Origin of the sequence: Aureimonas sp. SK2 (assembly GCF_029813115.1) — a bacterium.
In the GTDB taxonomy this organism is placed as follows: Bacteria; Pseudomonadota; Alphaproteobacteria; order Rhizobiales; family Rhizobiaceae; genus Aureimonas.
On the sequence record NZ_JAPZDS010000008.1, the window covers coordinates 92,346 to 113,691 of the forward strand.

Consider the following 21,346-nt stretch of genomic DNA (forward strand, 5'->3'; position numbering starts at 1 on the left):
CCTCAAGGCTTGCAGGCGCAGGCCTCGGCATGCGCCTTGGCGATGGCGCCGAAGGTGGCGTCGAGGGCGGCCGGCAGCGGATGGGCGGGCTGGCGCTCGGCGGCGACCAGGTAGTCCAGCGCTTCCAGATCGGACAGCGCACGCAGGAGGTCGGCGCGCGCGTGAGGATCGACGGCCGGCGCGGCCGCCGGGCCGACGAGGAGCGGCCGCATTTCGGCCAGAAGCTGAAGCGCCGGGCGCGGTTCGGGACGGACCGGGCCGTAGACGGCGATGCCGCCGGTACGCGTCGGGTCGGTATGGGCGATATCCGGCTGCGACAGCGCGCCGGCCTTCTCGGCCCGTTCCTCCAGCTCACGGACGGCGCGTGCGATGTCCTGCGCGGTTTCGAGCCTCTCGTAGGCCTTGACCGGCGGCAGGTCGGGATCGATGCTCCCCTCCGAGACCTGCACGTCCTGGCGGTTGGCCACGCGCAGCACCGGACCCTGGACGCGGGACGTCTCGACCCCGACGCTGGAGCGCAGGTTGTCGGCGACGAGCGCTTCCCCCGGACGGTCGTTCGGCGCGAAGCGCGGCAGCGGCGGGGTGCGCAGCGCGGCGCGTGCGGCCATGAGGCTGGCGCGGGCCGCCTCGCGCTGGGCGGTGACCAACCGGCCCAGGCGGTCCGGCGACTGGCCGATCCGCGCGGCCTGCGCGCGCAGCGTTTCCAGATAGGCGTCGATGCCGCTGCAGAGGAACGTAGTTTCCTTCTGGGACAGGAAGTCGCCGAGATCCTCGCGAATGCGCGCGGCGATCCAGCGGGCGTTGGCGTCGAGCGGCGCGGCGCTGCTGCTGCGGGCCTTGGCGAGATCGGCGGCCGTGCGCAGCGCAGCCGCGTTGTCGCTGGGCTGCGGCCGGCCGGCCGGCGGAAACAGGAGGGTGCCGGGAAGCGAAGCGTCGGCGACGGTGGGTTCGGCGCCGGCGGCCGCTTTCAGCGCAGCGAACTCGCCCTCGCGGATCGACGCGAAGCGGGCATGGAAGGCCGAGGCGCAGGCTGCGGGTGCGGCGCGGCGGACGGGCTTGGTCGTTTGGCTGATGCTGGGAGCCTTGGCGTCCTCTCCGATCACAACGACCGACGAGGCTGCTGCGGGCAGGGCGGTCGAGCAGGAGGCGGCGAGAGCGAAGAGAAGCGCGCGCGCCGCGCCGGGGCGGCGGAGGGTCGGGTTGGCCATGGGCGTCCGGTTCCTGGCATGTGGCGCCCCGCTCGCCCGTTCAGATCGGCGCCTCCGGCGCGTCCACGGTCATGACCGGGCGGGGCCATTCTCCACGGATCGTAAACGGAATGGGTTGAGAAGACGTGAATGCGGTCCCCGTGCCCGAGGCTTCGACCACCGGACTGACGGTGTGACCCGACAAGGAGAGGTTGCGGGTATGGGCGTCGAAGTTGCCTCGCGCCTCGCTGGAGCCCGAGGCCGTCGCCATGGCGAGCGTGTCGAGGCGCATGCGCGTGCCCGTGCCTTCCACGGCGGCGGTGAGGGTCCGGAAGGCTTGCGCCGGTGCCGCGGAGGTCGCCTCGATCGCATGCTCGCCCGGCGCGCGCATCAGCTCCGCGGGAAAGCCGCGCAGCCGCCCTTCGGCGACGCGCAGGGAAAGCGTGGAGCGTCCGGCGGCCAGGAGCTCGCCCCAGCTCGACGCCGGCCCCCGCAGGGAGGCATCGAGGTCGGTCGAACCGGCGGAGATCGGCAGCGGAACGCCCGACAGGGCGTCCAGCTCGGCCATGCTCACGCCGGACAGGCGCAGGTTCGCCTCCAGCACCGGGCGCCCGCCGGCCGGATCGAAGCGCAGGCGCAGGCCGCCGCGCCCGCCGAGCGCCGCCATGTCGCCGATGTCGAGCGTCGCGGCGCCCCCCGCCACCTTGACGGCGGCGGCGAGCTCGGCGACCGGAACCGGGCCGATCTGCGCGCGCTCGGCCGACAGGCGCAGGTCGATGTCGAGATCGCGGCCGAGCTCCAGGCTCACCGGCCGCTGAAGGTCGAGGATATTGCGCGGGACGGGTGCGATGGCCTGGAAGGTGCGGCCGAGATCGAGCTGGGCGAAGGCCAGCGTGCCCGACAGCGAGCGCCGCCCCGGCGCGCGGGACAGATCGGCCTCCATGGCGCCGCGCGCGCGGTTGCCGCCGAGGTCGAGGTTGACGGCTCCGAGATTCAGCCGTTCGCCCGACAGCTCGATCCGCGTTTCCAGGGACAGGGCGCCGAGATCGGGCACCGAAGGCTCGCCGAGCCAGCGCGCCGTGCGCGACAGGGAGGGCGTCGACAGGCGCAGGAGCCCGGACAGGCGAAGGGGCTTTGCCCCCGTGCCCTCACCGGAAAAGCCGATCTCGCCGGACGGGCCGGACAGGGTCAGGCGAAGCGGGCTCGTCTCGCCGTCGAAGAACGGGAGAGGTTGGTCGATCTGCCCCTGGACGCGGGCCGGCTGGCCGTTCCAGACGAAGGAGCCCGACAGGCTGGCGGGCGAGCCGTTGCCCGCCCAGCGGAAGTCGAGATCCGCGCTCGACACCGCGCCGTCCATGCCCGGCAGGCGCACCAGCCCGTCGCGCAGGCGCAGTTCGTTAAGGCCCTGGAAGCGAGCGAGGAGGAGACGCAGCGTTTCGCGGCCCTGGTCGACGGACGATCCGGCCTCCGGCGGCGGCGGTGTCGGCGCAGGCCCGGCCGAGGGCGGCGGAGGCGCATCGGCCGGGCCGAGTTCGGGGCGCACCAGCGTGACGCGGCGGATGTCGGCGCGGCCGGTCAGGGCGTCGAGGAGGTTGAAGTCGGCTTCCAGCCGGTCGATGTCGAGCTGGAGGGGCGCCCCCCCGGACACGGTCAGTGCGCGCACGTCCGACAGGGTGACGCGCGGGCGCGGCAGCAACGAGAATTCGGCCGAACCGACGACCGAGACGGGCGCCCCGACGAGGCGTGCGAGCCGCGCCTCGATCTCGGCCTGGGCGGCCGGAAGCGTCAGGGAGAAGGTCGAGAACCCCGCGACGAGACCGGCCGCCACCACGAGCGCGGCGAGGCCGCCCGCCATCCAGCGCCGCTTTCCCGCGCGCGGGCGATGGCCCGCATCCACCGGGACAGGGGAGGACGGATCGCGCGTGGGGGTCAAGGACGACCTTTCGGAGGAGGGGAGGGCAGGCCTGCGGCTCGCCCGCGAAGGTCGGGACGATCCCCGTCTTTCGCACCGAATTGTGCCGGAGCCAAGGCGCTCGGCGACCCCTCTGTGCGATAAGCCCTTCAGCCGTCCCCCTTTTCCCCCGTTCGCACGAGGCTCCGGGTCAGGACGATCACCGGCAGGATGCCCACCGCCACGATCAGGAGGGCGGCGATGGCCCCGTCCTCGAAGGCCGCGCGCGAGGCCTGGGCGTAGACGAAGGTGGCGAGCGTGTCGAAGTCGAAGGGGCGCAGGAGGATGGTCGCCGACAGTTCCTTGGCCGCTTCCACGAAGACCAGAAGCGCCGACGTCAGCAGCGCCGGGCGCATCAGCGGCAGGAGGACGCGGCGCAGCGTACCGCCCGGCCCGTGCCCCAGCGCGCGCGAGGCCATGTCGAGATGAGGCGAGAGCTTGGAGAAGCCGTTGTCGAGCGAGCCGTGGCCCATGGCCATGAAGCGCGCGGTGCAGGCGAAGACGATGGCAAAGCCGGACCCCGACAGGAGAAGGCCGGTCGACAGGCCGAACCAGTCGCGCATCCTGGCGTCCAGCGCGTTGTCGAAGGCGGCGAAGGGCATGAGGATGCCCATGGCGAGGATCGTGCCCGGCACCGCGTAGCCGAAGGCCGCCAGTCGCGACAGGACGCGCAGCGGCCGCGCGTTGGTCAGGCGGATGCCGTAGGCGAGGACGAAGCCGATCGACACGGTGAGTAGGGCGGTAGCGCCCGCGACCGTGACCGTGTTCTCCAGCGCGCGCCAGAGCTGAGGGTCGGCGAAATCGCCGGGCCGGCGCCAGGCATAGCCGCCGAGGATGAAGAAGGGCACGCCGAAGCCGGAGGCGATCGGCAGGAAGCAGGCCAGCGTCGCGGCCCAGCCCTTGAGGCCTGGCAGGTGCTCGGCACCGGCGCTGATCGTGTCGGCCCGGCCGGCGGAGAAGCGCTGTCGGCGTCGGGCGAACCGCTCGGTCCAGAGCAAGAGCAGGATGAAGCCGAGCATCAGCAGCGCGATCTGCGTCGCGCCGGCGAGATCCCCGCGGTTGAGCCAGGTCGAGTAGACCGCGAAGGTCAGCGTCTGGACGCCGAGGAATTCCACGGCGCCGATATCGTTGACCGTCTCCATCAGCACCAGCGCGACGCCGACGGCGATCGCGGGGCGCGCCATGGGCAGGAGCACGGTGAGAAGGATGCGCAGGCGCCCGGCCCCGAGCGTGCGCGCCACATCCGCCGCCTTGCGCCCCTGCATCAGGAGCACGAGGCGCACGGTCAGGAACACGTAGGGGTAGAGGACGCTGGACAGGATGAGGACCGCGCCGCCGGGCGAGCGGATGTCGGGAAACCAGTAGTCCGAGCGCGTCGTCCATCCGAACAGGGCGCGAAGGCCGGACTGCACCGGCCCGACATAATGGAGAAGCTCGTTGAAGCAGTAGGCGGCGATATAGGTCGGGACGGCGAGCGGCAGGACGAGAGCCCAGGCGAAGACGCGCCGTCCCGGAAAGTCGAAGCTCGCGACGAGCCAGGCGGTGAGCGTGCCGATCAGCGCCGTGACGACGCCGACGCCGGCCATCAGCGTCACGGTGGTGCCGGCGGCGCGCGGCAGGACGGTGCCGGCGAGGTGGCTCCAGTTCTCCGCCGCGCCGGTCAGGGCGATCGCGACCAGCGACAGGACGGGCAGGGCGACGAGCAGGCCGAGCGCGACCGCGGCCGCGAGAAAGAGGCGCTCCGAGCCCATGCTCGCGCGCCTCGCCCTGTGCCAGGTCCCGTTTTCCAGCTGCAATTCGCTCACGTCAGAGCCCTGATCTCAAGAGAACGGGCATGGGCGGCCCCTTTGGCCGCCCATGCCCCTGTCGTCGATCGGCGACCGTGCGATCAGGACTTCGGTCCGTTGTCGAAGCCGACCTCGTCGATCAGCTGCGAGGCGCGCGCGCGGTTCGAGGCGATGTCGGTGAGCGACAGGGTGTCGGGCTTCAGCTCGCCGAAGCTCTTCACCGTCTCGGACACCGGCACGCCCGCCTTCAGCGGGTACTCGTAGTTGACCTCGGCATAAATGCGCTGCGCCTCGTCCGTGGTCAGGAATTCCATGAACTTGATCGCGTTGTCGCGGTTCGGCGCGTTCTTGGCGAGGCCCATGCCCGAGATGTTGACGTGGGTGCCCCCGTTCTCGAAGGTCGGCAGGACGACCTTGATCGCCTCGGCCCACTCCTTCTGCTCGGGCTCCTTCTCGTTGTTCCGCATCAGGCCGACATAGTAGGTGTTGCCGATGGCGATGTCGCACTGGCCGGCCGCCACGTTGCGCGCCTGGTCGCGGTCGCCGCCTTCCGGCGCGGTGGCGAGGTTGTCGCGCAGGCCCGTCAGCCAGGTGCGGGTCGCCTCCTCGCCGTGATGGGCGAGATAGGCCGCGACCAGCGCGACGTTGTACTGGTGCTGGCCGGAGCGGATGCAAATCTTGCCCTTCCACTTCGGGTCGGCCAGGCTCTCGTAGGTGATGGCCTCGTCGCCGACGCGCTCCTTGGAGGCGTAGACGACGCGCGCGCGAGAGGTGACGCCCACCCACTCCTTGTCGGCGTCGCGGAAGGCGGCCGGGATGTCGGCGTCGATCACCGCGCTCTCGACCGGCTGGAGAACGCCGGCCTGCTTGGTGGCGTCGAGGCGGCCGATGTCCACCGTCAGCACGACGTCGGCGGGCGAGTTGGCGCCCTCGGCCTTGATGCGCTCCTCGAGGCCCTTCTCGATGAAGATCGTCGCCGTGGTCAGGCCGGTTTCCTTGGTGAAGGCGTCGAGCAGCGGCTGGATCAGGGCCGGCTGACGCGAGGAGTAGATGTTGACGTCGGCGGCCTGCGCAAGCGCCGGAACGGACAGCGCCAGCGCACAGGCGCCGAGGCCGAAGGCGGCGCGGCTCGAAAGAAGCTTGGTCATCGTCGAATCCTCAAGGACACCCACCCGCAAGGCAGGCAGGATCGCGGAACGGAGGGCGCAGCCGGGCGGCTCGCCGGTTCGGGCTGCGAAACTTGGGCTTCGCAGTCCGGTTTCCGATGCCCTAGCGGAGGCGAGGAATCAAGAAGAAACGGCAGTAACGGTCAGTTCAACTGCTAGTTTGGAATCATTCCAACAGTAGAACCGAACAATCAATCTTGCGAACGATCGATTCGGTCGTCAGTCCGCAAGGACACGCTGCGCGGGAAACACGATTTCGACCAGCGTTCCCTCGCCCGGCGTCGATGCGATCGAGAACATCGCCCGGTTCGCCTCGGCCATCGCCTTGGTGAGCGGCAGGCCGAGCCCGGTTCCCTCGCCCCGCTCGTCGCGGCCGGTGTTGACCTGCTGGAACGGCGTCAGGGCGATCTCGATCTCGCGCTCGGTCATGCCGATGCCCGAATCGCGGAAGCGCAGCGCCACCTCGCCGCCCGTTCCGTAATGCGTCGAGGCGACGATCTGGCCGCCCGCCGGCGTGAAGCGCACGGCGTTGGCGATGAGGTTCAGCGCGATCTGGCGCACGGAGCGGCGGTCGGCCACGACGCTCGGCACGGTGGCCGGCAGAACGGAGCGCACGATCACCCGCTCGCGGTTGGCCTGCGGCTGCATCAGGGAGACGACCTCGGCCACGACCTCGTTGAGCGAGACGGCCTCGAAGGCGAGCTCCACCTTGCCGGCCTCGATCTTGGAGATGTCGAGGAGGTCGTTCACGAGGTCGAGCACGTGGTGGCCCGAGCGCTTGATGTCGCCGAGATATTCGAGATAGCGCTCGTGGCCGATCGGGCCGAAGCATTCCGACGCCATCACGTCGGCAAAGCCGATGATGGCGTTGAGCGGGGTGCGCAGCTCGTGGCTGATATTAGCGAGGAAGCGGCTCTTGTGCAGGCTCGCGTCCTCGGCCTGCCGGCGCGCCTCGATCAGCTCGGTCTCCGCGCTCTTCCACTGCGCGATGTCGCGGATCACGACGCACCAGCCGCGCCCCTTGGACAGGCGGCCGAGCGTCATGAAGAGCGGAATCGTGCCCTCGCTGCCGGCGACCCGCGCCTCGACTTCGCGCCCGTCGTTGAGAATGGCGGCCAGCCCGTTGTCGCGCAGCGTGCCGATATAGTCCGTCAGCACCGCGCGGCTGCCGGCGGCGAGAAGGTCCTGGAGCGGCAGGCCGACATAGGATTCCGGCCGCAGGCCGAACAGCGCCTCGGCGGCGCCGTTCATCTTGCGCAGCCGCTCCGCCTCGTCGAGCAGGAGAATGCCGTCGGTGGCCGTGTCGAGCACGGCCTGGAGTTCCTCGACTTCGCCCTGAAGGTCGAGGAGGCAAGGGGTAAGATCCTCTTCGGGCGCGGTCTCGACCGGCGGAAAGGACATCAGAAGGCATGAGCGCCCGGCGACGCTGATGCGCTGGAGATGCAGGCGCGCCCGCTCGAACGTGCCGTCGCCGCGCAGGATCACGGCATCCTCGTCGCCGTCGCCCGCGCCGGAGGTCTGGACGAGATGGTCGAGCCCGCCGGCCGCCTCCAGGGCGTCGAGATCGTCGTAGCGCGTCAGGGAGAAGAAGCGGCGGTTGGCGAAGATCAGCCGTCCCTGCATCTGGACGAGCACGGCAAGCGGCAGCGCGTCGAGCATGTCCTCGAGATCCTGCACCGGCAGGACAAGGGTGGCGGCGCTCTCGTCGGCCGGTTCGGCCGCATGGGTCGGCGCGGCGGGCTGGGCGCGCGCCGCTTGCGGCTCGGGCCGCTCGGACGGCGCCCGGACGCCGAGCTCGGCGCCGATCGCCCGAAAGGCGGCGGCCTCGGCATGCGACAGGTTGGCCTCGCGGCGGCGTCGCTCGGCCGCGGTCTCGCCGCCGGCCGCCGGCACCGTCGCGCGCCGTCCGAAGGCGGGCACGGCGTCGCCTTCCGCCATCGGCTCGGCGGGTGGCTGCGGCTCGGGGCTCGCGGCGGCTGTGGGCCGGCCCTTGCGCTCGGGAAGGGCGAGGGCCAGGCCGATCGCGGCCGGATCCGCCTCGTGCTCGGCCGGGCGCACCACGCCGAAGCCCCTGAAGCCCTGGAACTCGCGATTCCGGTTGTAGAGCGGCAGGCCTGCGAGATCGATCGGCGCGCGCTGGTCTGTGCCCTCCAGCGGCCAGAGGATGGTCCGTCCCGACCAGGTCTCGCGCCGCTGGAGCAGCCGCTCGATCTCGCCCGTCTCGTCGAAGCCGAAGACGCGGGCGACATCGGCGAAGGAGCGCCCGATGACCTCGGCCGCGCGCGGGCCGACGGTCGCAGCGAATTCCGGCGAGAGCTGCGAGAAACAGGTCTCGGCGTCGGTCTGCCAGACGAAGCGCACGGGATCGGCGTTCAGCATCGCGCGGAACGGCCCGGCGGGCGGATGGAGAGTAGCGATCTCCGCCGCCGGTTCGGCGGGGGGAGGGGGCGTCGGCGGCTCGGCCGTTTCGAAGACCGGCCCGGCTTCGGGGACTTCCGCCACGTCAAGTTCGGCCGCGTCGGGTTCGAGGGACGGCACGACGTCCTCGCCGGGCATGGGCTCGTCGTCCGGATCGGGGAGGCTTTGAACATGCGGTGCGTCCGCCGCGGGCTCGGTGTCCGCGCCGACGCCCTCCGGCATGTCGATGTGGATCAGCACCAGTTGGTCGCCGACGCGCGCGAAGGACAGGGCGCCGGCCTCGTCCTCCACCACCAGCCGATCCTCGCCGGACGTCAGGAACTCGCGGCCCTGGACAGCAAGGAGCGAATGCTCGTCCTGCGGCAGACGGTCGGTGGCTGCGACGACGCCGGCCGGGCCGACGACACAGGCGAGCCCTTGCGCGACGCCAGCATCGGCGAGGTGATCGCGCGCCTGGTCCTCCAGGGGCGCGGGGGCCAGTCCGAGCTTGACGGACAGAAGCGCGAGATGGGCGCCGTCGCCGGTGATCGCCTCGATGCGGGCGAGCAAGGCCTTGCCGAGGCCGCTGTCCTCCGGCGGGCGGAGCAGGAGCTGCGTGCGTCCCTTGCCGGCAAAGGCTTCGCGCGCCGAGCGGATCTGACGCATCACCTCGACGTCGGCCGAGGCCGGATCGGCGGCGCCAAGAAGCCGCCGGCCCTCCCGGTTGGCCCAGAGGACTCCCGAAAGGCCGGCATCCAGCACGGCCACGGCCGCGCCGCTCGCGGCGGCGGCACGGACGGACTTCAGCGCCATGATGTCGAGGGCGGACGGAATGGCCTCGGCTCCCAGGAACGTCGATCGGTTAGCGATCCGTTAATAAGGCCCCCACCGGATCAAATCCAGAACTTCGGCCGAACTCGGCCCTTCAAAGGCCCGTCAGGGTTAATGCGGCCACACCGGGGCGGCGGGGCTGTTCATTCGGCGGGTGCGCCCCTAGTTTGTCGTTTGCGGGCTATGGATCCGCCATCGTCCGGCCGAGGAGAACGCCGACATGTCCGACACAGAGAACTTCAATGCCGGAGATCCGGCGCGCGACGCCTTCGAGAGTGCCCAGCGCGCGCAGGCGGCCATGGGACTCGATCCGTCCAAGATGGGCGAGGCCTTCCGCACCATGACGCAGAAGTCCATCGAGCAGTCCAAGGAAGCCTATGCGCGGATGAAGTCCGCCGCCGACCAGGCGACGCAGACGCTCGAGGCCACGATCGAGAACGCGCATTCGGGCTCGCTCAACCTGACGAAGCGGGCGCTGGAGGGCCTGCGGGCGCAGGCCGAGATGAACTTCAGCCACATGGAGCAGCTCGCCTCCGCCAAGACCATGGCCGAGTTCGTCGAACTCCAGACGAGCTACCTGCGCCGCCAGGTCGAGCTCGTGGCCGACCAGGCCAAGGAGATGCAGTCCCTGTCGCAGAGCGTGGCCCAGGACGTCATCCGTCCCTCGCGCGACGCCGCCCAGAAGGCGACCGGCCAGGACCGCTTCTGACCCTGTCGCGGCCCTCGGGCGCGACCATCGCGCCCGAGGCTTGCCTTTGCCCGCAAAGTTTTCTATTGCGGGTCCGTCGGCATGCGGTTGTAGCTCAGCTGGTTAGAGCGTCGGATTGTGGCTCCGAAGGTCGGCGGTTCGAACCCGCCCAACCGTACCACCGCCATCTCCCCATCGAAACGAGCGCATGCGGTCAGCTCCCGAGGGCAGGCACGCGTTTGATCCTCTCGACCTGTCGTTGTCCAAGTCGTAAGACGCCCGAATTGTACGCGCGACCGGCGCCTCGGGAGTGCCGGACGGAGGGCCGATGCCGCACACCATGACCGCTCCCCCGCCGGCACCGCCGACGGGCTCCGGCGCTCCGCCGATCCTTTCGATCCGGGGCCTGTCCAAGTCCTACAAGGACGGGCCAAGGGTCCTCGACGACATCAACCTCGCGATCGAGCCCGGCGAGATCTTCGCGCTGCTGGGGCCGAACGGCGCGGGCAAGACGACGCTGATCAGCATCGTCTGCGGCATCGTCAATCCCGGCGAGGGCGAAGTGCGCGTCGGCGGCTACGACATCGTGCGCGACTACCGCCGGACCCGCGCGCTGATCGGCCTCGTGCCGCAGGAACTGACCACGGACGCCTTCGAGACGGTCTGGGCGACGGTGAGCTTCAGCCGCGGCCTGTTCGGGCTGCCGCCGAACCCGGCCCATATCGAGACGATTCTCCGCCAGCTCTCGCTCTGGGAGAAGCGGGACGCCAAGATCCTCACCCTGTCGGGCGGCATGAAGCGGCGCGTCCTGATCGCCAAGGCACTTAGCCACGAGCCGCGCGTCCTGTTCCTCGACGAGCCGACGGCCGGCGTCGACGTCCGGCTGCGCCAGGACATGTGGCAGGTGGTGCGCGATCTGAGGGCCGGGGGCGTCACCGTGATCCTGACCACCCATTACATCGAGGAGGCCGAGGAGATGGCCGACCGCGTCGGCGTCATCCGCGGCGGGCGCATCGTGCTCGTGGAGGAAAAGACGGTTCTGATGCGCAAGCTCGGCCGCAAGGAACTGGTGCTGACGCTGCAGGACAGGCTCACCGCCGTGCCGCCACAGCTCGCCGCCTACGACCTCGCGCTTTCGGGCGAGGGAACCGAACTCACCTATGTCTACGACAGCCAGAGCGAGCGGCCGGGCATCAGTCGTCTCCTGGAGGACCTGGCGGGTGCGGGCCTTCGCCTTCGCGACGTGAAGACGCGACAGAGCACGCTCGAGGACATCTTCGTCAGCCTGGTGGAGGCGCGCGCATGAACGTCCACGCGATCCGCTCGATCTACCTCTTCGAGATGGCGCGCGCCTGGCGCACGCTGCTCCAGAGCCTCGTCGCCCCCGTCATCTCGACCTCGCTCTACTTCGTGGTCTTCGGCTCGGCCATCGGCTCGCGCATGGAGGCGATCGAAGGGGTGTCCTACGGCGCCTTCATCGTGCCCGGCCTCATCATGCTCTCGCTCCTGACGCAGAGCATCTCCAACGCGTCCTTCGGCATCTACTTCCCGAAGTTCACCGGCACGATCTACGAAATCCTGTCGGCGCCCGTGTCGGCCATCGAGATCACGATCGCCTATGTCGGGGCGGCGGCGACGAAGTCGGTGATTCTCGGCCTGATCATCCTCGCCACCGCCGCGCTCTTCGTGCCGCTACGCATCGAGCATCCCGGCTTCATGCTGGCCTTCCTGGTGCTGACGGCCGTCACCTTCAGTCTTCTCGGGTTCATCATCGGCATCTGGGCGGAAGGGTTCGAGAAACTCCAGATCGTCCCGCTTCTGATCGTGACGCCGCTGACGTTCCTCGGCGGCAGCTTCTATTCCATCTCCATGCTGCCACCGGTCTGGCAGACCGTGACCCTGTTCAACCCGGTGGTCTATCTCGTGAGCGGCTTCCGCTGGAGCTTCTACGGCACGTCGGACGTCGGCGTCGGCATCAGCCTGGCGGCAATTCTGGGCTTCATGATTGTGTGCATCGCCGGCATCTGGTGGATCTTCCGTACCGGCTGGCGCATCCGCGCCTGAGGCCTCCGCCGCCGCACCAGCCCTTTGTGCTGCACCTTCTTCCAACTAGGCCAGACAGTAGAAGGCCGCCGCGATATCGCGGCGGCCCCCGAAGCGAAAAAGAGGTGTCTCAGTTCGCCGGCTTCACGTCGCCATTGGCGGCCGTGCCGGGAACCGGGCTCGTGACCTGGCCGGGGACCGGCGGCGCGTCCGTCGGCGTGACGACGCGTGCGGCGGCATCGGCCGGCATGGCCGACTCGACGCCCGACGAATTGCCCGGCACCGGGATGGCGCTGGTCGACGTGTCGTCCGTCGCCACGGGCGCGTCCGTGCCGGTGACGGCGGTGGACGCCTCGCCGGCCGGCACCGCGCTGTCGGCCTCCGAAGCGCCGGGAACGACGACTGCCGGCTGTCCCGACGTCGTGGTGGTCTGGGCGAAGGCTGCACCCCCGGACAGAGCGAGGGCGGAAACGGCTGCGATCAGTGCAATCTTCATGGTGATCTCCTTGAAAGCTGCCGCAAGAAGCCGGAGCACCCGCCTTCTGTTCCCGTCGCCACAACAAATTCCTGCAAAGTTCAGACGAATGCTGGGAAATGCCGAAAGGGAACGTGCGGAGGAGGCCGCGCTCGCCGCCGCGATCGCCGCGGCGCTGGAAATCCGGCGCGCGGCGGTTTACCTGTCGGTTGTACCGTTCCGCTTCCGACCAACGAAGTCTGTGCCATGCTGACGATGAAGGGCAAGTACGGCCTGAAGGCCATGCTGCATCTTGCCGACATGCCCGAAGGCCGGCGCGCCCTCTCCGAAGAGATCGCAAGAGCCCACAACATCTCCAAGAAGTTCCTGGACACGATTCTCGGCGAATTGCGTGTGGCCGGCATGATCCACGCCCGCAAGGGGCGCGGCGGCGGCTACACGCTCGCCCGCCCGCCGGCCGAAATCCGGGTCGGCCATATCCTGCGCGTCCTCGACGGCCCGCTCGCGCCCATCCCCTGCGCGAGCCGCACCGCCTATCGGCGCTGCGACGACTGCCGCGACGAGGAGGCCTGCGCCGTGCGCCGGATCATGCTGGACGTGCGCAACGCCATTTCGGCCGTGCTGGACGAGCGCACCCTGGCCGAGGCCGCCCGCTCCCCCGACGTGCTCGAAGCCGGGTTCCCCGAACTCGCCCTCGGTGCCTGACGGACCGGTATCCGGGATCGGCTTTCCGCCTCAGTCGATAAAATGAGTATGTTGTGCGTGTCCGCCGTGCGGGCGCGGCCTTACCTTCATGCTTCATCGGACGGCACGAAAGGCAAGGCCCATGACCGAGACCCTGATCGTTCCCGGCCTCAACGGCTCGCCCGCGGGACATTGGCAGCACCACTGGCTGGAAGGCGATCCGCTCGCCGAGCTGGTCGAGCAGGAGGACTGGGCGGAGCCGGTCCTCGCCGATTGGCTGCATGCCCTGGAAGCGGCGATCATGGCGAGCCGGCCGGGCGTCATCCTGGTGGCTCACAGCCTCGGCTGCGCGCTGGCGGCGGCGCTGGCGGACCGCCCGGCGGCCTCGCATGTGGGCGGCGCGCTTCTGGTCGCGCCCGCCGATATCGCGAGCCTGTCGCGCACTGTGCCAACGGCGGCGCCCTTCGCAGAGGCGTCGGGGGCGCGCCTGCCCTTCGCCTCCATCCTGGTCGCCAGCCGCAACGATCCCTACATGCGCTTCGAGGGCGCCGAGCGTTGCGCGGCGACCTGGGGCTCGGCGCTCTTCGATCTGGGGGAGGCCGGCCACGTCAACATCGCCAGCGGTTTCGGCCCCTGGCCGGATGCGGCGACGCTGGCGGAAGGCCTGCGCGGACGGCCGGCCCGGCCGGCGCGGATCTTCGCCGGGCGAAGCCCCGGCCGCGGGCCGCTCGGCGTCCCGATCTCCCGCTCGCACGGCGGGGGGCTCGGCCTGGGTTGATCGGGCGTTCAAGGGGGGTTCCCTTCGGCTTGCCGCGCACCATCTATGGAGTCAAAAGTGCGCGCATCCGGCATGATCGGGCCGGGATGGCAGACCCCTCATGAGATCGCGGGCCGCTTCGCGGCCGGATCGGACGGACAGGCATCGGAATGCACGATGATATGAAGGCCGGGTCGCGCAAGGTCGTGCTCGTCGTGGACGACGAGCCCCTGGTGCGGCTCAACGCAGTCGATATGTTCGAAGAAATGGGCTTCGAGGTTCTGGAGGCGGCCGACGGCGCCGCGGCGCTCCGGGTGCTCGAACGCCGGCCCGAGATCGCTCTTCTGTTCAGCGATTGCCGGATGCCAGGGATTTCCGGACCGGAACTCGCCCGCATGGTGGCTGAGCAGTATCCGCATGTGCGGATCGTGCTCGTGTCCGGCTATGTCAATGTCCAGAAGCTGGACTGGCCGCTCCTTCCCAAGCCCTACGACGCCAATTCCCTGCGCAAGGTGGCGGGCGACATCGCCCCCGCCTGAACGCGGTCGCGCTTTCCTCGGACATCCGGCGATGTCCGAGGAAAGCGCAGCGGTTCGGAACTCCTGATCGGAACGCCCGCAGGCCTTTCGGCCCGGCGGGCTTTTTCGTTCGACCGGGCGCCCGGCTCAGACCTCGTCCAGCGCGTCGCGCAGCTTGGCGGCGAGGTCCTCCAGGGAGAAGGGCTTGGTGAGGAGGCGCACGCCGGGGTCGAGCACCCCGTGGTGCACGATGGCGTTGCGCGTATAGCCGGTCGTGAAGACGACGCGCAGGTTCGGCCGCTGCCGCCGGGCTTCCTCGGCCAGTTCGCGCCCGTCGATGTCCGGCATCACCACGTCGGTGAACAGGACGTCGATGTCGGGGTGCTGCCCGAGGAGGCGGAGCGCCTCCGCGGCGCCGTCCGCTTCCAGGGTCCGGTAGCCGAGCTCCTGCACCGCCTCGATGGTCACCCGGCGCACGCTCTCGTCGTCCTCCACGACCAGGATCAGCTCGGCCGAGGGGTCGGTGAGTTCGGGCAGCGCCGACGCCGTCTCCTCGGCGGCTTCGTGCCCGGCCACGAGGCGCGGTAGGTAGATCTTGATGCTGGTGCCCCGTCCGGGCTCGGAGTAGATCTTCACGTGCCCGTCCGACTGCTTGACGAAGCCGTAGACCTGGCTGAGGCCGAGGCCCGTTCCCTTGCCGATCTCCTTTGTGGTGAAGAACGGGTCGAAGGCCTTGGCCATCACCTCGGCCGTCATGCCGGTGCCGCTGTCGGTCACCGCCAGAAGGACGTACTGCCCCGGCACGATGCCGATGTCCCTGGCGGCGTAGCGGTCGTCGAGATGGGCGTTCTGGGTCTCGATCGTCAGGCGGCCGCCGTCCGGCATGGCGTCGCGCGCGTTGACGGCGAGATTGACGATGACGTTCTCGAGCTGGTTGGCGTCGACCGAGCAGGACCAGAGCCCGCCGCCGAGCACCGTTTCCAGCCGGATGTTGCCGCTGAGCGTCCGGCGCAGAAGCTCGGACATGCCCGCCACCAGCTTGTTGAGATCGACCGCCTGCGGGTTGAGCGGCTGCTGGCGCGAGAAGGCGAGGAGCCGGTGCGTCAGCGTCGCCGCCCGGCGCGCGCCTTCCATCGCGTTGTCGGCATAGCGGCGGAGCCGCGCCTCGCCGTCCGGCAGGCGGCGTCCGAGAAGGTCGAGCGAGCCGATGATCACGGACAGCATGTTGTTGAAGTCGTGCGCGATGCCGCCGGTAAGCTGGCCGACGGCCTCCATCTTCTGGGCCTGGCGCAGCACTTCCGATGTGCGCTCCAGTTCGGCCGAGCGCTCGCGCACCCGCTCCTCCAGCGTGGCGTTCAGCTCGATTAAGGCGGCTTCGGCCCGGGCGCGTTCCAGCGCCTCGCGGGTTCTCGCCCCCACTTCCTCGACCAGATGGATCTCGGCCTCGGTCCAGCGGCGGGGCTGGGGCTCGTGCAGGTAGAGGATCGAGCGCAGCGCGCCGTCGCGCAGAAGAGGGGCGACCACCAGCGACAGGCATCCGATGCCGTCCCATGTCGCGCCGAAGGCCCGGCCGACGCGCGGATCGGTGCGCGCGTCCTCCACCACCAGCGTTCGCCCGGCCCGCAGCTCGTCGATCGCCGCCGGACCGAAGGCGTCGAGGATCCGGCTCTCGCCGGCAAGGCTCGCCACGTCGGGCGAGCGGGTCCAGTCGCGCGCCACACGCACGACCTCGCCGCTCGGATCGACCTCGCCATAGCCGCAGCGAGCCGCCTTGACGCGCTGCCCGAGGAGCTCGGTCGCCGCCCTTTCAACGCCGACCGGATCGAGATGGACCAGAAGGGTGTCGTTGAGCTGCAGCAGAAACTCGCGCCGTTCCTCGGCCAGCTTGAAGTCGTGGATGTCGGTGCAGGTGCCGTACCAGCGGACGATCCGTCCCGCCGGGTCGCGCGTCGGCTGCGCCCGTCCGAGAACCCAGCGATACTCGCCCGTATGATGCCGCAGGCGGTACTCGATGTGATAGGGCTCGCCGGTCTCCAGGCAACGCCGCCAGACCGCCCAGGCGCGCTCCTGATCGTCCGGGTGGAACATGCCGTTCCATCCTTCGCCGTCGGTCGAGCCGTAGGGCATGCCGGTGAATTCGTACCAGCGGTTGTTGTAGTAGTCGTGGAAGCCGTCGGGCTGCGTCGTCCAGATCATCTGGTCGATCGTGTTGGCGATGGTCTGGAAGGCGGCCTCGCTGGCGCGCAGGCGATCCTCGCTCGTGCGCCGCTCGTCGATGTCGATCACCGAACCGACGAAACCGAGAAAGGTGCCCGACCCGTCGAAGCGCGGCGAGGCCGCGTCGATCGCCCAGCGATACCGGCCGTCTGAATGGCGCAGGCGGTATTCCAGCCGGAAGGCGCTGTGCGCCGCGTTCGCCTCGCGGAAGATCCGGCCGGCTTCGTCCGCATCGTCGGGATGCGTGGCGTCCAGCCAGCCGAAGCCTTCTGCCGCCTCGGGCGTCTGGCCGGTGGTGTCGTACCACGACCGGTTGAGATAGGTGCAGCGGCCTTCCGGGTCGGTGACCCAGAGCATGACCGGCGCATTGTCGGCCATGTTGCGGAAGCGGCTCTCGCTCTCCGCCAGCCGCCGCTCGCTGGTCACGCGCCCGGTGGTCTCCGAGACGATGCACAGGACGCCCGCCACCGACCCCGCCTCGTCGCGCACGGCCGAGTAGCTGATGTCGAAGAAGACCTCTTCGAGAAAGCCGTGCCGCTCGATCTGGAACGGACGGTCCTTGGCGGCCACCGTCTCCCCCGTCTCGCGGACGCTGCGCAGGAGCGGCTCGAGATCATCCCAGAGTTCGGACCAGTTCTCACGCGCCGGTCGTCCGAAGGCACGGGGATGCTTGTCGCCGATCGTCGGCGCATAGGCCTCGTTGTAGAAGGCGATGTAATCCGGCCCCCAGAACAGGACGATCTCGGCGCGCGCCGAGATCACGAGGCCGATCGTGGTGCGCAGGGCGGGGGGCCAGGACGGGGGAGGGCCAAGCGGGCAGTCGGTCCAGTCCCGCGATCCGATCAGCGCGCCGATCGCGCCCAGATCCTCCAGTGCGAACGCCATACGGTGCCAGACTCCAACAATGCGATTGCGGGGCTCGCGCGGACGCGAACGCGAGCCCGGAGGCCTCAACGTCGGGAGGCCGGGTTTGGTTCGCCGGCTTAGCGCGGCGAGGGACGGTCAGTCCTTGGCGCGCTCGACATAGGAGCCGTCCGCCGTCATGACGACGATGCGGGTGCCCGGCGCGATGTGCGGGGGAACCAGCGTGCGCACGCCGTTCGACAGGACGGCCGGCTTGTAGGACGACGAGGCCGTCTGGCCCTTGGTCGTCGGCTCCGTCTCCGTCACCTCGTAGGTCGCACGCTGCGGCAGCTCGATCGAGATGGCGAGGCCGTTGTAGACGGCGACCTGGACCGCCATGCCTTCCTGGAGATAGGGCGCGTAGTCGCCGACCACGCTCTCGGGAACCGCGACCTGGTCGAAGGTCTCGGGGTTCATGAAGTGGAAGCCCTCGTCGTCCGAGTAGAGGAACGTGTGCTCGCGCTCCTCCACGAAGGCGCGCTCGACCTGCTCGGTGGTGCGATAGCGGTCCGACACCTTCACGCCGTCGGAGATGCGGCGCATGTCGAGCTGGGTCACGGGCGTGCCCTTGCCCGGATGGATGTTCTCCGCGGACAGGATCACGTAGAGCTTGCCGTCGTCGCGTTCGACGACGTTGCCTTTGCGGAGCGAACTGGCGATCACCTTCACGGGCTTGGTTCCTGATTTCGGTCTTGTGTTGTAAGGAGCTCGTCCGAGCCTCGATCCCCGGGGCCTAGCGCATCTGACGGTCCGCCGCCAGTCGGGCGGGTCCGTTTCGCGTAGCACTCCTTGTCCCCGAGACCGTTCGCCGTCTGCCGCCATGACAAAAGCCTCGCCCTGGTGGACGCCCCATGTCCACGCCGACCGCCGCCCGCGCCTTCTCCTGCGCAACCGGATGATGGCGGACCTGCGCGCCTGGTTCGCGGCGCGCGACTTCGTCGAGGTCGAAGCGTCGGCGCTCCAGGTCTCGCCGGGCAACGAGGCGCATCTCGCAGCCTTCGCGACCGCCGAGACGCGCCCCGACGGCACGCGCCAGCCGCTCTATCTCCACACCTCGCCCGAATTCGCCTGCAAGAAGCTGCTGGCGGCGGGCGAGCGGCGCCTGTTCTCGGCCGCCCCCGTCTATCGCAACGGCGAGCGCAGCGCGCTGCACCACCCTGCCTTCACCATGCTGGAATGGTACCGCGCGGACGAGACCTACGAAGCGCTGATGGACGACTGCGCGGCGATCATGGCGCTCGCCGCCGAGACGGCGGGTGTGAAGCGCTTCCAGTTCCGCGAGCGCAAGGCCGATCCGTTCTTCGCGCCCGAGCGCCTCAGCGTCGCGGAGGCGTTCCAGCTCTTCGCCGGCATCGACCTCTTGGGCACCGTCGCGCCCGGCGGCGAGACGGATCGCGCCCGTCTCCTTGCCGATGTTCAGGCCGCCGGCCTGCGCACCGCGCACGACGACACCTGGGCGGATCTGTTCAGCCGCGTCCTCACCGAGAAGGTGGAGCCGCGGCTCGGCCAGGGCCGGGCGACGATCCTCTACGACTATCCGATCCCGGAAGCGGCGCTTGCCCGGCCGAGTGCGCGCGACGGGCGGGTGGCCGAGCGCTTCGAGCTCTACTGCTGCGGCGTCGAACTCGCCAACGCCTTCGGTGAACTGACCGACGCGGCCGAGCAGCGCCGCCGCTTCACCGCCGAGATGGACGAGCGCGAGCGCGTCTACGGCGAGCGCTATCCGCTGGACGAGGACTTCCTTGCCGCCCTGGGCCAGATGCCGGAGGCCAGCGGCATCGCGCTCGGCTTCGACCGGCTGGTGATGCTGGCGACGGGCGCCACGCGCATCGAGGATGTCCTCTGGACGCCCGTCGCGGACCTAAGGTCATGAGCCGCCCCTTGCGCAGCGCCGGGGCGCTGGTGGACGCGGGCCTCGCGCCTCCCGAGAGCCTCGGCGAGCTGGAGCGCGTAGCCGCGCGCTACGCCGTGTCGGTGACCGCCGACATGGCGGAGCTGATCGGCTACGCGGACGACCCGATCGGCCGCCAGTTCGTGCCCTCCGCCGCCGAGCTCGACACCCGGCCGGAGGAGCGGGCCGATCCGATCGGCGACGAGGCACACTCGCCTGTTCCGGGCATCGTGCATCGCTATCCCGACCGCGTGCTTTTGAAACCGCTGCATGTCTGCCCGGTCTATTGCCGCTTCTGCTTTCGCCGCGAGATGGTCGGGCCGGACGGGGCTGGGAGCCTGACCGAGCCCGAACTCGACGCCGCGCTCGCCTATGTCGCGGGCCGGCCGGAAATCTGGGAGGTCGTGGTGACGGGCGGCGACCCGTTCCTCCTGTCGCCGCGCCGCATCGAGGCGATCGGCCGCGCGCTGGGCGATATGAAGCACGTCAAGGTCATGCGCTTCCACACGCGCGTGCCCGTCGTGGAGCCGGCGCGGGTCGGCGACGCGCTCGTCTCGGCGCTGCGCGCCTTTCCCGGCGCGACCTTCGTGGCGCTCCATGCCAACCATCCCGACGAGTTCACGCCCGCCGCGCGCGCCGCCATCGCGCGCATGGTGGACGCCGGCCTACCCATGGTCAGCCAGTCCGTCCTGCTGCGCGGCGTCAACGACGATGCGGACACATTGTCGCGCCTCATGCGCGGCTTCGTGGAGAACCGCATCAAGCCCTACTATCTCCACCAGGGCGATCTCGCGCCCGGCACGGGGCACATGCGCACCACGATCGAGGCCGGGCAGGATCTCGTCAGAAACCTGCGTGGCCGGGTTTCCGGCCTGTGCCAGCCGACCTACGTGCTCGACATTCCGGGCGGGCACGGCAAGGTGCCGATCGGTCCGGGTTTCATCGAACCGGCCGGCGACGGCCATCGGGTGATCGATCCTTCAGGCCGCACGCACGCCTATCCTCCGCGCTTGCCGGACCTCGACTAGAAAAAGCGCGACGTCGAGCCCGAACGAGAGTATACTCGTTGAACGCTCGTTCAACGCGCTTGCCCGGTCTGTCCGGCGATGTTGCGTGATCGATGCGACACCCATGCCATCAAATCTCGCTTCGAGAGCGTTTAACAACGGAAACGCGTGCCGCCCGCGCTAGGGTTGTGGTTGACGTGAGCAGACTTCAGAAGACCATGACCCCGACTGCAATGCAGACACCCGACCCTTCCGGCTTGCCGCGCGACCAGATCGCAGCCCTGCCCGTGCGCCTGCGCGAGGACGGCGGACTGGAGGTTCTGCTGGTCACCTCGCGCGAGACCCGCCGCTGGATCATTCCCAAGGGCTGGCCGATGGACGGGCTCCGCGACGACGCGGCCGCCGGCGTCGAGGCGCTGGAGGAAGCCGGCGTCAAGGGAAAGCTCCTGTCCGAGCCGGTAGGGCGCTACGCCTACTGGCAGCGTGGGCGGCTGCAGACGCGCTACAACCAGGTCGACGTGTTCCTCCTGAGGGTCGGCAAGGTCCTCAAGAGCTGGAAGGAAAAGGGGCAGCGCGAGCGCCGGTGGTTCAGCGTCGTGGAGGCGGCCGACCTCGTGCAGGAGCCCGATCTCGGACAGCTCTTCCTGCGCCTGCCGGGCCATCCCGAGGTCCGCCGCTTCATGGGCCTCGACGCCAAACGCCGAGGCAAGAAGGCATCCGCCGATAAGCCCGCCGGGGGGAAGCAGGCGTCCGCCGGTTGATCCGGCGGCGCGACGGGGTTAAGAGCCGCTTAACAGGCTCGTGCAGCGCCCGGTCGATGATCGACGGGCGCGCGGCCTTCGGC

General features: G+C 69.8%; 18 protein-coding genes and 1 tRNA gene. 11 read left to right on the plus strand and 8 right to left on the minus strand.

The genetic code is table 11. The annotated features are described in order from the left end of the window. Nucleotides 1-2: 2 nt before the first annotated feature. The 5 genes from O5O54_RS11875 to O5O54_RS11895 all read right to left on the minus strand — a co-directional run bounded on the left by O5O54_RS11875 (nt 3) and on the right by O5O54_RS11895 (nt 9,301). Complete coding sequence (locus O5O54_RS11875; RefSeq protein WP_279481989.1) at nt 3-1,208, minus strand: hypothetical protein; 1,206 nt, start codon at nt 1,206-1,208, stop codon at nt 3-5. A 40-nt stretch (nt 1,209-1,248) separates the two neighbouring features. After that, the gene (locus tag O5O54_RS11880; protein WP_279481990.1) at nt 1,249-3,120 is read right to left on the minus strand and encodes an AsmA-like C-terminal region-containing protein; all 1,872 of its coding nucleotides are present in this window, start codon (nt 3,118-3,120) and stop codon (nt 1,249-1,251) included. A 128-nt stretch (nt 3,121-3,248) separates the two neighbouring features. After that, complete coding sequence (locus O5O54_RS11885; RefSeq protein WP_407061702.1) at nt 3,249-4,889, minus strand: ABC transporter permease; 1,641 nt, start codon at nt 4,887-4,889, stop codon at nt 3,249-3,251. Nucleotides 4,890-5,026: 137 nt separating this feature from the next. Further along, the gene (locus tag O5O54_RS11890) at nt 5,027-6,073 is read right to left on the minus strand and encodes a Fe(3+) ABC transporter substrate-binding protein (protein ID WP_279481992.1); all 1,047 of its coding nucleotides are present in this window, start codon (nt 6,071-6,073) and stop codon (nt 5,027-5,029) included. A 237-nt stretch (nt 6,074-6,310) separates the two neighbouring features. Further along, nucleotides 6,311-9,301, minus strand: a complete 2,991-nt coding sequence (locus O5O54_RS11895; protein ID WP_279481993.1) for a histidine kinase dimerization/phospho-acceptor domain-containing protein — start codon at nt 9,299-9,301, stop codon at nt 6,311-6,313. A gap of 238 nt (nt 9,302-9,539) precedes the next feature. On the opposite strand from O5O54_RS11895, the gene O5O54_RS11900 reads away from it, so the two are divergent. The 4 genes from O5O54_RS11900 to O5O54_RS11915 all read left to right on the plus strand — a co-directional run bounded on the left by O5O54_RS11900 (nt 9,540) and on the right by O5O54_RS11915 (nt 12,071). Then, nucleotides 9,540-10,028, plus strand: coding sequence for a phasin family protein (locus O5O54_RS11900; RefSeq protein ID WP_279481994.1), 489 nt, complete (start codon nt 9,540-9,542; stop codon nt 10,026-10,028). Between the two features lie 83 nt (nt 10,029-10,111). Next, nucleotides 10,112-10,188 (plus strand) — tRNA-His (locus O5O54_RS11905). A 147-nt stretch (nt 10,189-10,335) separates the two neighbouring features. Beyond that, a complete protein-coding gene (locus tag O5O54_RS11910; protein WP_279481995.1) occupies nt 10,336-11,313 on the plus strand; it encodes an ABC transporter ATP-binding protein in 978 nt (325 codons plus the stop codon). After that, nucleotides 11,310-12,071 carry an ABC transporter permease gene (locus O5O54_RS11915; protein WP_279481996.1) on the plus strand — a complete coding sequence of 254 codons (762 nt, stop codon included), beginning with the start codon at nt 11,310-11,312 and terminating at the stop codon, nt 12,069-12,071. Before O5O54_RS11910 ends, O5O54_RS11915 begins: the two co-directional genes overlap by 4 nt. Before the next feature lie 109 nt (nt 12,072-12,180). Here O5O54_RS11915 and O5O54_RS11920 read toward each other — a convergent pair whose 3' ends face one another. After that, nucleotides 12,181-12,546, minus strand: a complete 366-nt coding sequence (locus O5O54_RS11920) for a hypothetical protein (protein ID WP_279481997.1) — start codon at nt 12,544-12,546, stop codon at nt 12,181-12,183. Here O5O54_RS11920 and O5O54_RS11925 point away from each other — a divergent pair. The 4 genes from O5O54_RS11925 to O5O54_RS11940 all read left to right on the plus strand — a co-directional run bounded on the left by O5O54_RS11925 (nt 12,545) and on the right by O5O54_RS11940 (nt 14,505). Next, entirely contained in the window at nt 12,545-12,778 is a 234-nt protein-coding gene (locus O5O54_RS11925; protein WP_279481998.1) for a hypothetical protein, read from the plus strand. The two genes, O5O54_RS11920 and O5O54_RS11925, sit on opposite strands and share 2 nt — an antisense overlap. Next, nucleotides 12,772-13,230: an Rrf2 family transcriptional regulator gene (locus O5O54_RS11930; RefSeq protein WP_279481999.1), complete on the plus strand. Its 459-nt coding sequence runs from the start codon at nt 12,772-12,774 to the stop codon at nt 13,228-13,230. The genes O5O54_RS11925 and O5O54_RS11930 overlap by 7 nt, the downstream gene beginning before the upstream one ends. Before the next feature lie 121 nt (nt 13,231-13,351). Further along, the gene (locus O5O54_RS11935) at nt 13,352-13,987 is read left to right on the plus strand and encodes an alpha/beta hydrolase (protein ID WP_279482000.1); all 636 of its coding nucleotides are present in this window, start codon (nt 13,352-13,354) and stop codon (nt 13,985-13,987) included. A 149-nt stretch (nt 13,988-14,136) separates the two neighbouring features. Beyond that, a complete protein-coding gene (locus O5O54_RS11940; RefSeq protein WP_279482001.1) occupies nt 14,137-14,505 on the plus strand; it encodes a response regulator in 369 nt (122 codons plus the stop codon). 126 nt (nt 14,506-14,631) lie between these two features. On the opposite strand, the gene O5O54_RS11945 is transcribed toward O5O54_RS11940, so the two are convergent. Further along, nucleotides 14,632-17,586, minus strand: coding sequence for a PAS domain S-box protein (locus O5O54_RS11945; RefSeq protein WP_279482002.1), 2,955 nt, complete (start codon nt 17,584-17,586; stop codon nt 14,632-14,634). 117 nt (nt 17,587-17,703) lie between these two features. Then, a complete protein-coding gene (gene efp / locus O5O54_RS11950) occupies nt 17,704-18,273 on the minus strand; it encodes an elongation factor P (RefSeq protein WP_279482003.1) in 570 nt (189 codons plus the stop codon). 151 nt (nt 18,274-18,424) lie between these two features. Here efp and epmA point away from each other — a divergent pair, with 151 nt between their 5' ends. The 3 genes from epmA to O5O54_RS11965 all read left to right on the plus strand — a co-directional run bounded on the left by epmA (nt 18,425) and on the right by O5O54_RS11965 (nt 21,263). After that, entirely contained in the window at nt 18,425-19,477 is a 1,053-nt protein-coding gene (epmA, locus tag O5O54_RS11955; RefSeq protein ID WP_279482004.1) for an EF-P lysine aminoacylase EpmA, read from the plus strand. Continuing rightward, complete coding sequence (locus tag O5O54_RS11960; protein ID WP_279482005.1) at nt 19,474-20,523, plus strand: lysine-2,3-aminomutase-like protein; 1,050 nt, start codon at nt 19,474-19,476, stop codon at nt 20,521-20,523. Before epmA ends, O5O54_RS11960 begins: the two co-directional genes overlap by 4 nt. Nucleotides 20,524-20,720: 197 nt before the next feature. After that, on the plus strand, nt 20,721-21,263 hold the full coding sequence (locus tag O5O54_RS11965) for an NUDIX hydrolase (RefSeq protein ID WP_279482006.1): 543 nt from the start codon (nt 20,721-20,723) through the stop codon (nt 21,261-21,263). Nucleotides 21,264-21,346: the final 83 nt, after the last annotated feature.